Below are 12,212 nucleotides of genomic sequence, written 5' to 3' on the forward strand. Positions count from 1 at the left end.
TGCTCTTTATTAATAAAAAGGTTTAACTCCTCTACAAATAAATATAGATTAGGTAGAGAAAAAATGATGATAGGTGGAATACTTGGATTTATGCTAGTCTATTGGTGGGTAATGGTAATAGGATCGTTAATAGGAGGTTTAATAGTAGCTATATTAACATTATCTGCGCCGAAAATTGTAAGCAAAGAACCCGATAGCCTTTCAAGCTTAAGAGCTTCAATGGCTATTTCAGCGATATCAATAATATTGGCTGGACTTGGTGTATTCATTGGGACAGCGGAGATACTGAGCTATGCTTTTGGATTGCCCCTCATCGCAGATTCAATAGTTATTGGAGCAGTTATTTTAACTGCTATAATAATAATATTTCAATGGCTTTTCTCGCCATATTTAATTAACTTGATGTATAGAGCCCATCCGCCAAAAACACAAGAAGAAATAAATATACAGAAAAGCTTAGAAAATGTTGCTAAAAAGAGTAACATAAAAGTCCCTAAATTGAGAATAGCTGAAGTAAATATACCCAATGCATTTTCCTATGGAAGCCCATTGACAGGCAATTTTGTTGCTGTCACAAGAGGGATAATTAATGTTATGCCTGAAGATGAATTGGAAGCTGTATTAGGTCATGAAGTTGGGCATTTAAGGCATAGAGATGTAACTTTCATATTAGCATTAAGCTTGATACCTTTAGCCGTATATTATTTAGGTCAAATATTAATTTGGAATGGTATTTTAGGTGGGGGTAGTAGTGGAGAAAGAAATCAAATAAGCGGTAATGTTTTGTTACTGATTGTTGGCATAGTTTTAATTGCAGCTGGCGTTTTATTTAGGTTTTTGGTTGCACATTTTAATAGATTAAGAGAATATTATGCTGATGCAAATAGTGCAATTGTAACTAGAGATCCAAAAAAGCTCCAAAGAGCATTAGCAAGGCTTGAAGTAATGTATGATTCAAGTTCTAGACTTAGAAAACAAGCTAAAAATAATTCAACTGCTCAAATGCTCTTCATAATAGCTCCATTAGTGGAAGCGCAGGGAGGATTTTTCTTTAGCATAGATTCTCCTCATGCAAGAATTCACATAGATGATATAGATGAGGTAGTTGAAGAGCTAAAGAATAAAGATACCGATCCAAAAGAAGAAATAATTGCTACACATCCACCAACGCCCAAAAGATTAAGATTTTTAGATAATTTGGCTAAAAAACTCGAATATCTTTATTGATCTTTCAATTTGTAGCTTTTTGTTTTCCCATGCACAACTTCTTCTATATATCCCATTTCAACAAGTTTTGAAAGCCTTCTATAAAGGGGCGTCTTTGGTATATTTGTTTCGCTTATGATTTGATTAGCTGTTGCAATTCCTCCTAACTTTTTTATTGCATTTAAAATTTGTTTATCTCTTTCATCTAGCTCCTGCCCTTGAATTTTTTCTTTTTTATTATTTTTTCTTTTTATTAATATTAAAATTATTAAAATTACTATAATTATGGAAATTATTAAAGCTATAGTATAAGTGTAGTTGTTTGATTTGTGAGGAACTAATTGTTGAGTTGATATACTGTATTGAATTAATATTCTTCCAGGAGGCATCAGTATTACAGGTGAATTTGATGAATAGTATACTGAGATAGGGGTTGGATTTATATTTATAGGTATTGAGTTTTGAGGGAGAAATACTTTTGTATAATAGTTTTCGCTTATGTTTAATGTCCAAATTATACCTTGTTTACTTGTTGAAGCTAAAGAAAGGTAAGTTATATTTAATAGCCCTGTTTCGTTAGCCAAAACTATTAGATCCGTTCCATTGAAATCCATGGGCATAGTTTGAAAATTGTTTAAATAATATGCCATATAAGCAGAAGGCTGGTAAGCTGGTATAACTATAGCCTCTGGTGGAGATGTAACATTAATTATGCTAACAGAAATCAAATCTCCCGCGTTATCAACATATATATTGTTTTCTACATATGTAAAACTTCTGGCTATGCTAATTGACGTTAAAACTATTATTATGGTAATTATTATTATAGCTTTCTCAAGGTTTTTAATCAATCCTTGCAACTGAAAGCCTCACCCTTTAGGGCGGTGATGAGAAAAGTTTTTTAAATTTAAAAACTTAAAATTAAGACAGCTGCCAAAGGGGTATGCGTGACTGAAATATAAGGTACGCCTCTACCACAAATAACAAGTGTAATATAGGAATCGTGTAGGGAAGCCCTAAATCAGGGCCAAAGTGTATATATGTGTGTCCCTACACATTAAAAACATATCCTCAAGTCCCTAGGATCCACAGATAGAGGGTTCTCTGTGGTGAGGGATAGGAGTAATGGGTTGAAGGCCCAGCCAGTGCTGACCAGGACGAATGGAGCGGAGTTGGTAAAACCCACTAGCTATGAATTGATGAAAATTAAGACAGTAAACCACAAACCTATGATTCACCTTGAGGGAACCCTCACCCTACAGGGTGGAAAGGAGGTCAGCTACCAATTAACGAGTTATAAAAATCTTATAAATTCTTAACTCTCTTGTTTTTTGGGTGAGAGAAATGCCCAAGTTATTTATCACTAGAGAAATACCTTTTCCTGCAACAGAAAAGATGAAAAATATATTTACAGTTTCTATTTGGCCCAAATATATTCCGCCTAGCAAAGAGGAAATAATAAATAATGCAAAGGGTTTTGATGCATTGGTAACTACTTTAGAAGATAAAGTAACGTGCGATATAATAGAATCGTTATCTCCACAACTCAAAATTATAGCCCAGTATGCAGTTGGATTTGATAATGTAGACTTGGAATGTGCAACAAAGCATGGAGTATATGTAACAAATACGCCAGACGTTTTAACAGATGCAACAGCGGACATAGCATGGGGATTAATTTTATCTGTATCAAGAAGAATTGTAGAGGCTGATAAGTTTGTTAGGAGCGGTAAGTGGTTTTTATTAGGTTCAGCATGGCATCCCGCGTTAATGCTCGGCTACGATGTTTATGGTAAAACTTTAGGAATAGTTGGTGGAGGAAGAATTGGTTACGCAGTAGCTAAGAGAGCTAAAGGCTTTTATATGAAAATTCTTTATAATAGCAGAAATAGACATAAAGAAATGGAGGATCTTGGAGCAGAATATGTAGATTTGATTACGCTTTTTAAAGAAAGCGATATAGTATCTTTGCACGTCCCTTTAACTAATGAAACCACAAATCTTGTTGATGAAAAGCTTTTAAGATTGATGAAAAAGACTGCTTTTTTAATAAACACCTCTAGAGGGAAGGTTGTCGATTTAAATGCATTGTATAAAGCATTAAAAGAAGGGTGGATTGCTGGAGCAGGCTTAGACGTTTATCCATCAGAGCCTTTAGATCCTAAAAATCCTATAGTTAATTTAGATAACGTAGTTTTATTGCCCCATATAGGAAGTGCAACCCATGAAACTAGGGCAAAAATGGCTGATTTAGTTTATCAAAACTTAGAGATGTTTTATAAAGGTGAGGTACCAATAACATTAGTTAATAAAGAAGTTTTGAAAATAAGGAAGCCAGGTTTTTAATAATACTTTCATTTACCTCTCTCACACGTTATATATTATAGTGAAATTGTAATTAGTTTTATTCAATATTTTAACCTGGGCTTAGATATGGATAATCTAACTGGAATAGAGTCTTTAGATGCTCTCTTAAGGCCTTTTAATAAAGGAGAAATTATAGAGGTCTATGGCAGTTGGAACATAGTTTTATCTATTTCTCATGTAACGATAGCTTCCCTATCTAGGTATGGAAGGGTAGGTGTTATCTATGTGCAAGACTATGGAAATTTGGATCCTTATTTTATAAGGAGGATGGTAAAAATACTTAGAGGGAACTTTGATAATATATACATAACAAGGGCCTTTAGGAGGTATGATATACCGGATCTAATAAAGGGGGTAGAAGGTTTAGATAACCTAGTTCTAATAGATCCGTATCTTTTCTCGCCAACTAGCCCATTAAATTATAGTCTTCTGACACCTATAACTGGAGCAATAAAAGAAAGTTCATCGAAATTCATGATAACAATTATTTTTAATAGAGAAACATCTTTAGGGAAGTTCTTGCCTGAGGGAGGTAAGTTCCACCATCATATATTGCATTCAATAGTTAGGGTAGCCCCATATAGGAATGGAGTTGAAGCTGTTTTAATAAAGCATTATGCTAAGTCGGTGCCTAAGATTTCTTACATATCTTATAAGGAACTTGGAGATGAAAGATTATGGGTAGGACAACACCTTCTACAAGAATGGCTATAGAGGAAGAAATAAATAGGCTATTAAGGATAGCTGATTATATGGATTATAAGGATAAGGATAGAGTAAAAGAAATAATCAAGGAAGCTTATAATTTGATAGGCTATTATCAATTTGAAGGAATTTATGATCCTTTAGAACCTATAATCTTGAGTTTAATAGTTTATATAGCTAAAAGGTGTAAATGATGGAAGGATTACTTTTAGATGCAAAATATAATAAAGGAGTTTTAACTTTATATTTCTTAAGCAATAAAATAGAAGAAATAAATTTTAAGGCTTATAGAATAGCTTATATAGAGCCCTTTAGTATGGAATTATATAATATGTTGGATCAGCTTAATTTTATTCATGAAATAATAGAAGAGGACTGGCTTTTACCTCCATATTATGACTCTAAAAAAACAATATTAAAAATAAGATACTTAGGCAATAGTAGGTTTATTAAGAAAATAGAAGAAAAAGGTTTAGGAATGCATGTTAATAATTTTCCAGGTGAAATAAATCTTATTCTTAGAGAAAAAAATTTGTATCCAGGTTTTTTATATGATATGAATAAACTTGAGATGAAAGATAATGATGATCCTCTATACGAATTACCTAAAATAAGGTATGCATGCGTGACCTCTTTAAATAGATATGGAAAGGATGCATCTTGGTATGATGTAAAATATTATAGAGTTAGCATAAATGATGAAAATTTTATTATAAAAAACTTAGAAGAGCTCTATGATATAATAAAGGAAAATAACATAAACATAGTTATGGCAGATATAAACTCTTTAAGTGAAATCAAAAATCAAGGTTTTATTTTAATACAGAAGCCCTTTAATATAGGTATTTATGGTTTAATAGAATGGTCAAGAATATCAGGTCTTACACTAAGGCAGGCAAGCAATTCATCTATTGGAAAAATTCTAACTTCTGCTGAGGCTTTAGAGGCTATTAAAAGGCATTATGAAATAAAGAAAGTTAAAAGAATAGAACCTTGGAGAACCCTTGCTAGCATGGAAATAGCCGATAGAGCAGGAGCTATATTTATTCCAAAGCCCGGAGTTTATTTTAATGTTTACCAGTTGGACTTCTCAAGCCTTTACCCTAACATAATAGTTTTAAACAATTTGTCTGCAGAAACAGTTAACAAAGCTAATTGCATTAAATATGAAATTAAATCTATAGGTCATAAGGTTTGCTTTGATAGAGAAGGCTTAGTTCCGAGCGTGCTTAAAAGGCTTATAGAGAGGAGAGAGAAGATAAGGCCTTATAGGGAAGACTTAATTTTTAAGGAAAGGTTTGATGCAATAAAATGGATATTGGTAACAGGTTTTGGATATTTGGGTTATAGAAATAGTTTATTTGGAAGCGTATCTGCATACGAAATTGTTACGTCAGTAGCAAGGGAAATAATGAAGAAATCGTATGAAATTTCTATCAAAAATGGGTATAAAGTAATAAACTATATTATAGATAGTTTGTTTTTGATTCCAGAAGACCCTAAGGTTGACATTGAGGAACTTTCTGAAATTATAAGTAAAGAAGTTAATATAAAGTTAAGAGTTGAAGATAGGTTTCTTTGGCTTGTTTTCCCATATACAGAAAGGTGCTTGGGTTCAGCAGGCAAGTATTATGGATTAAGGGATGATAAAACATTAAAAATAAAAGGAATAAATGCTGTGAGGAAAAACGTGCCCGATATTATAAAACATGCAGAGATAAAAGCTCTAAACGTTTTAAAAAACGCATCTGATAAGGAAGAATTTTATAATTTGTTAATAAAGGCAAAAGAATCTTATGATAATGTAAAAAAAGAGTTAATCAATGGTGATATTAATGAGGAATTACTTGTTATAAGTAAGAGCATAAATAAGATAGGGAAAACACAACAGATTAGGGCAAGCAGGCTTTTATATGGATTGAGCGATTCTATATCCTATATAATAAATAGTAATGGAAATCCAATACCTGTTGAATTTTATGAAGGTAAATATAGTAAAGAATATTATTTAAAATATTTGGAGAGGTCTGAAATAGAAATGCCTTGGTATTTTCTAAATAAAAATTGTAATACATCATGAAAATTCTCTCTAAAATTCCTCTTTTACGTAGTACAGGAGTTTATAGTTCTCAAAGATATTACCAGAGCTCTCTACCTATCTAGTGCTATAAAGTCTTAAGAATACAATTTTAGCCTATTAGATTCAGGCCGAAAGGCCCAGGTGAATTGGAATGGCAAAAGGCAAGAAGGAAAAGAAGTCAGAAGGTGCTGCTGAAAAGAAATAAGCTAATAGCTATCTAATGTTAATTTAAAAATTAATTTCACTTTCTTGTTTTTTATATTTTTATAATTTTTTATTAGTTAAAAATTTTATTGATAGATTAAAAATTTTTTATGATTTGGAGTTATTTAAATATTTCCCCCTGCAATATTTTTAATGTAGGAGGTCAAATCTATTTTAAGAAGGCAGTAATACTCATAAAGGTGAAACAATGTGCTAAAGATGGCCATACTTCACACTAGAATAAAGCTTGGGGCAAGAAGAACAAACATGAAGAGGCTGGAAGAAATAATAAATAGAGTTATGATAAATCATGATGATATAGACTTGATTTATTTACCGGCATATCCCTTAACAGGACCTATAGTCGGGTATTACCCAAATCAAAAAGTAAAAAATATGTTAAAAAACTATGCCGAAAGGCTTAACGAATCTGAAATACAGCAAAACCAGACATTTATGTTTGTATCCAAATGGTCCCACGAATTCGGGATATATGTTATAGCTGGACCAATAATAGAAAGAGCAGGTCCAAGGCTCTATTTGACATCATTTGCGAGCAATCCTCAAGGAGAACTTGCTGGAAAATATAGAAAAATTGCTATAACAAAGGCTGAAGATGAAAACGGCTTAACTCCAGGTAAGAATGTTGAGATTTTTAATATTAAGAAGAAAAACGCAAATGTAGGGGTTTTTATAGATGAAGACCTAGGATATCCTGAGATATTTAAAGCTTTAAGCTATATGGGAGTAAACGTTATAGTAGGTACAATGCTACCGTATGAATCTAGGTTTTTTAAGATGAAAAGTGAAAGCGAAACTTCTATTTTGACTTTAGATACTGAAAGTATTAACAACTTTTTGGCAGTAAGAAGCAAGGAAACCAATTTACCTGTTGTGCTAGTCGGAGGAGCTGTGGAAGGATTTAACAATAATGGGTATGTGGCTTTTATGCCTACTATTACCTCAGAACCAGAGATAGGAGTAGTAAAGGAAAGGATAATGGGTTATGATGATATAGATTTACCCGTTATAATAGAAGTTGATACAAGTACAAAATCAATGCAGTATGATTCTATAGCAAGGCTTGTTCTTAAAAATCTATGTAGAAAAAGCGGATCAGAAGAAAATGAAGAGGAGTTTTAATGAATTAAGCTACTGGTCCTATAACAATTTTGCCTGCCATTTTATTTATAGTCTCTACTTTTTTGTCTACCATCTCTTGTATTTCATTAATTTCATTATCTGTTAAATGGGCGAATCTTCCTTGTAATTTTAAATATTCCTTAACAGGTTTTCTTTTTGCTATTGGAAAAGTTACTTTGAAGTTTCCATGATCTATTTCATAAATAGGGAAGATACCTGTTTCTGTTGCTAGCCTTGATATAGTTATACCTAAAGCAGGGTCAAAACGCCAACCAGTTGTACATGCCATTAATACTTGTATAAATGATGGTCCTTCATTTAGAACCTCTAAACCTCTTGCAAACTTGTTTATCATATCCATTGGGTATGCTGGATTTGCTGTTGCAACATATGGTATGTGGTGGGCTGCTGCAATTCCTGCTATATCTTTTTTATCTCTCCATTCACCTCTCCATACCTTACCGGCAGGAGTTGTGGTTGTCCAAGCACCGTGTGGAGTTGAACCGCTTCTTTGTATTCCAGTATTCATATATGCTTCATTATCATACAATACATACATTACTGGGTCTTTTCTTTCCAGCATACCGCTTAGGCTTTGTAAGCCTATATCAACTGTACCTCCATCACCAGCAACTACAACAACCTTTACATCTCTGTTTTTATCCATAATCCCCTTTCTTTTCATTGCTTTTATTGCAGCTACAATACCGCTTGCCGATGCTCCTGAATTCTCAAACGCTGAGTGAAGCCATGGAACCAGCCAATTTGAATATGGATACCTTGTTGTTGAAACTTCAACGCAGCCAGTAGCATTTACAACTATGGTATCTTTGCCAGTTACCTTTGTAAGCATCCTCATTATTGTGCCTGCAGTACAACCAGGACATAACCCATGGCCACTTATGAAAAGTTCTTCTCTAGGCAAATCGTAAAGACTTTTTATCCTCAATACTTTCTTTGTTTCGCTCATTCTCTCACCCCATAAAATATAGTTTCCTTATGTTTCTTCCCTTCGTAAGCTAATCTAGCCAATGCCAAAAAGTCCTCATACTCAACAGTTCTTTGCCCTATTCCAGCTATCACGCTTATTAAATTAAGATTAAGCCCCTCTCTAACTATAGCTCCTGAAATTTCATTAGCTAAAGGACCTTGGAATGGTGCACCATAGCTAATCGCTCTATCAATAACTAAAAGGGTCTTCTTATCGCTAGTATATTCAATGAATTTTTGTAGTGGGAAAGGTCTATATAATCTTACTCTTAATAGCCCAACTTTTATTCCTTCTTTTCTTATATCCGGTAAAAAAGCTTTAAGAGTAGAGGCGTAGCTGGCATTTGTCATAATTAATGCATCAGCATCTTCACACATATAGCACTCCATTAAACCATAACTCCTTCCAAAAGCCTTGCCAAATTCTTCGTCAACCTTTTCAATTGTTGGTAATGAGTTATTTACAGCAACAACTTGTTGATATTTAAATTCATAATAATATTCTGGAGGTGTTATAGCGCCTATGCTAACAGGCTTATCAGGATCTAGTTTATATGGATATTGTTTCTTTGGAGCAAATTTAATAACCTTTTCCTTGCTTTCAGTTATAACAGGTTCAATTGTATGGCTCATTACATAGCCATCATAACCAACCATAACTGGTAATAAAATGTTTTGATCTTCAGCTATTTTATAGGCCTGTATTATTGTATCATAGGCTTCTTGAGCTGTATGGGCAAATAATATTATCCAACCGCTATCTCTCGCATTAAATAAATCGCTTTGATCATTCCAAATGCTTATGGGTGCGCTTAAAGACCTCATTGCGACGCTCATAACTAACGGTGCTCTTAATCCAGATGCTATATGGAGCATCTCATGCATTAAAGCAAATCCTTGGCTTGCCGTTGCTGTAAAGGCTCTTGCACCAGCTAAGGAAGCAGAAATTGCAGCGCTTAAAGCGCTGTGTTCGCTTTCAACGTGAATGTACTCTGCGTCCAATTCTCCCTTTGCTATAAACTCTGATATTTTTTCTACAACTGTTGTTTGTGGGGTAATTGGATAAGCAGATATTACATCGACATCTAAATCTTTAACAGCATTTGCAATGGCATGATTAGTACTTAATGGTATTGCTTTTCTAACAGTTTCTAAAGCCATTTATGCCACCTCAACTGGTACCATTTCTATTGCCTTCACAGGACACTCCTGAGCGCACATACCGCATCCCTTACAAAAGTCCGAGCTGACATCATAGCTTATTTTATATTTTCTGTTCTTCTTTGTTGTATATTCTTTATCTAATTCTAGTATGGCATTATCTGGACAAACATACCAACAAATTCTACATCTTGTGCAAGTTTCTTGGTTTATAACTGGTATTAATACTTTCCAATCCCCTGTTTTGTATTCTAAACTATTTCCCGGATTTACAACAATACCTCCAGGAGCCATTTCTTTAAAAGAAACTAAATTTTCCATTTATACCGCCTCCTGTAATTTCATAACTATGGTATTCTCATAAGCCTCTTGAACTGCTGAAGCATTAGCTTCCCCTATTTTTCCTGGGAACCTGCTCTTAATAACGTTAATTATTGTCTCAATTTTTAACAAGTTAGTTGTCTTTATAACTGCTCCTAAAATTGCTGTGTTTACTATATTAGCTTTTAGCCATTTTAACGCAATGCTCGTTGCATCTACTGTTGAAACATTAAAGTTGTTTGGCAAATTAAGCTTTTTCATTAATTCGTTAGGCATTAAGGGTGTGTTAGCAATAAAGTAGCCTCCTGGCTTTAAACCCTCAATATATTCATGTTTTAATAGACTTTTATCAAGAATAACAACTACATCGGGCTTTTCTATTGGAGTTCTTGGTATGTTTGGGTTATTTGTAACCCTTGTATATGCTCTAACTGGTGCACCCCTTCTCTCTGCACCAAATTCAGGGAAAGCTAATGCATATTTTCCCTCAATAATTGCTGCAGAAGCCAACACTTCTCCCGCAGTAACTGCTCCTTGACCCCCTCGGCCGTGCCATCTTATTTCTAATGTATTCAATTGAATCGCCCCTTTTGTTATATAGTGTTTAGGGATTAAATATTAAGCTATATTGTTCATAAAATTATACCTAATGGTATACTAAAATTGATAAAAGTCATTTTTATTAGAAATGCTTTTTATTTAATTTAACGGCGTTAAAGATATAAAGGGGGATCTATACAGTATATATTTGGGGGAACGAGTATGAGCTTAAATTCAACTAGAAGGATCCAAAGGTTGGGAGGTTCTAGTTTAATAGTTACTTTACCTAAACAGTGGGCTAAAAAGCTAGGATTAAAAGTTGGAGATGAATTAATGATATTGGAAGAAGGAGATCATTTAAAACTCATACCTTCCGATAATAATGCTGTTAAAAAGGCTGAGACTGTATCAATAAAATACAATGGAATTGCAAAAATTGCAGGCCCAAAAATTATATCTGATTGCGCATTTATACATGGATACAAAAAAATAACAATAAATATTAAGGGATTAGATGATATAACATACTCTCAATTAGTAAAGGGATTAGATGAGAATGACAAAGTAGAAAATGTAACAGAAGGAATTGATTCATTGGAAGTAGAGTTGCTAAGCCCTCAAGAAGAAGATCCAAATAAATTCATTAAAGAATTGAACTCAAGACTTCAGGAAATGATAGATGTCGCTATAAATGAAGGAAGCGTAAGTAAAGATTTGGAAAAAATAAGGAAGGAGGCAGAAGATATATCAATGACTGTATTAAGGATTTCAAAAAGGGAAGGTGAGCAACTAGATGCTATATCATATGGACTAATAATTTCATTACCTAACTTAGTTTTCAGTTATTTAGTTGCAGCTAATAAGGAGCAACTTAACAAAAACTCACAAACTTTAAAGATGGTTATAAGTGATTTATTAGGAGGTATAGCATCTAATAGTGGAAGAAGGATTTTAAATGCAGTAAAAATTGCAAGTGAGACAAAATCATTATTAAAGAATGAGGGGTCCGATGGAATATTAATTAGTCTATTCTCAATAATAGAGAGCATAGGCACAAAATTAATATGTCCAGCCATAATTGAAGAAAATGAAGTATCTAATTTCAGAGAAGATTGATACAGAGTAGCACCTATAAAAAGATGTAACCCTTAAGACCTCAGGGAACCCTTCAGGGCGGGGAGGAGGTCAGCTCTAAAAGCTTAAGTTAGCCTAGTCCAGAGGGTATAACTAAGATTACCTTATTTATATCTATTCGGGTTCGTTGCTATATGAAATGGCGCAGTTTCTAATTTAAGGATATACAGAGGTTAGCATTGGTTAGCATTGGTACAGTGCCAAATTAGTGGCAAATCACAGGGCTAAATCTTTGGCAAAAATTTGCCAAAACGATGTGGCAAATTGCCGCACTGCTGGTTTCTGTACCATCATATAACGCAGTTTGTAAGGGCTTTCAAGGGTATGTAAGGTTTGCCACTTAATTTTGCCACTTGGTTTG

The 12,212-nt window shown here is 33.6% G+C and carries 12 protein-coding genes; 7 read left to right on the forward strand and 5 right to left on the reverse strand.

The genetic code is table 11. From position 1 onward, the window contains the following. The first annotated feature begins 63 nt into the window (after positions 1 to 63). Positions 64 to 1,227, forward strand: coding sequence for a M48 family metalloprotease (locus RXO53_RS03940; protein ID WP_410712957.1), 1,164 nt, complete (start codon positions 64 to 66; stop codon positions 1,225 to 1,227). Here RXO53_RS03940 and RXO53_RS03945 read toward each other — a convergent pair. Continuing rightward, positions 1,221 to 2,066 (reverse strand): helix-turn-helix transcriptional regulator, encoded by an 846-nt coding sequence (locus RXO53_RS03945; protein WP_410712958.1) that lies wholly within the window; start codon positions 2,064 to 2,066, stop codon positions 1,221 to 1,223. The two genes, RXO53_RS03940 and RXO53_RS03945, sit on opposite strands and share 7 nt — an antisense overlap. Before the next feature lie 484 nt (positions 2,067 to 2,550). On the opposite strand from RXO53_RS03945, the gene gyaR reads away from it, so the two are divergent. From gyaR to RXO53_RS03970, 5 genes are all read left to right on the forward strand, one after another. Next, entirely contained in the window at positions 2,551 to 3,552 is a 1,002-nt protein-coding gene (gene gyaR / locus RXO53_RS03950; RefSeq protein WP_410712959.1) for a glyoxylate reductase, read from the forward strand. Positions 3,553 to 3,639: 87 nt separating this feature from the next. Then, entirely contained in the window at positions 3,640 to 4,287 is a 648-nt protein-coding gene (locus tag RXO53_RS03955; protein ID WP_410712960.1) for a hypothetical protein, read from the forward strand. Continuing rightward, a complete protein-coding gene (locus RXO53_RS03960; RefSeq protein WP_410712961.1) occupies positions 4,251 to 4,472 on the forward strand; it encodes a hypothetical protein in 222 nt (73 codons plus the stop codon). Before RXO53_RS03955 ends, RXO53_RS03960 begins: the two co-directional genes overlap by 37 nt. Continuing rightward, entirely contained in the window at positions 4,472 to 6,358 is a 1,887-nt protein-coding gene (locus RXO53_RS03965; RefSeq protein ID WP_410712962.1) for a DNA polymerase domain-containing protein, read from the forward strand. The genes RXO53_RS03960 and RXO53_RS03965 overlap by 1 nt, the downstream gene beginning before the upstream one ends. A gap of 423 nt (positions 6,359 to 6,781) precedes the next feature. Then, positions 6,782 to 7,705, forward strand: coding sequence for a carbon-nitrogen hydrolase family protein (locus RXO53_RS03970; protein WP_410712968.1), 924 nt, complete (start codon positions 6,782 to 6,784; stop codon positions 7,703 to 7,705). 4 nt (positions 7,706 to 7,709) lie between these two features. Here the strand turns inward: RXO53_RS03970 and RXO53_RS03975 are convergent, their stop codons facing one another. From RXO53_RS03975 to RXO53_RS03990, 4 genes are read right to left on the reverse strand one after another with little or no spacing between them, the layout of a single operon-like run. After that, positions 7,710 to 8,675, reverse strand: a complete 966-nt coding sequence (locus tag RXO53_RS03975; protein WP_410712963.1) for a thiamine pyrophosphate-dependent enzyme — start codon at positions 8,673 to 8,675, stop codon at positions 7,710 to 7,712. Next, positions 8,672 to 9,856, reverse strand: coding sequence for a ferredoxin oxidoreductase (locus RXO53_RS03980; protein ID WP_410712964.1), 1,185 nt, complete (start codon positions 9,854 to 9,856; stop codon positions 8,672 to 8,674). Before RXO53_RS03980 ends, RXO53_RS03975 begins: the two co-directional genes overlap by 4 nt. Beyond that, positions 9,857 to 10,177: a 4Fe-4S binding protein gene (locus tag RXO53_RS03985; RefSeq protein WP_410712965.1), complete on the reverse strand. Its 321-nt coding sequence runs from the start codon at positions 10,175 to 10,177 to the stop codon at positions 9,857 to 9,859. It abuts the gene before it with no gap. Beyond that, on the reverse strand, positions 10,178 to 10,753 hold the full coding sequence (locus tag RXO53_RS03990; protein ID WP_410712966.1) for a 2-oxoacid:acceptor oxidoreductase family protein: 576 nt from the start codon (positions 10,751 to 10,753) through the stop codon (positions 10,178 to 10,180). A gap of 186 nt (positions 10,754 to 10,939) precedes the next feature. On the opposite strand from RXO53_RS03990, the gene RXO53_RS03995 reads away from it, so the two are divergent. Beyond that, entirely contained in the window at positions 10,940 to 11,833 is an 894-nt protein-coding gene (locus tag RXO53_RS03995; protein ID WP_410712967.1) for an AbrB/MazE/SpoVT family DNA-binding domain-containing protein, read from the forward strand. The last annotated feature ends 379 nt before the right edge of the window (positions 11,834 to 12,212 follow it).

This window comes from Caldisphaera sp., from assembly GCF_046536515.1.
In the GTDB taxonomy this organism is placed as follows: Archaea; Thermoproteota; Thermoprotei_A; order Sulfolobales; family Acidilobaceae; genus Caldisphaera.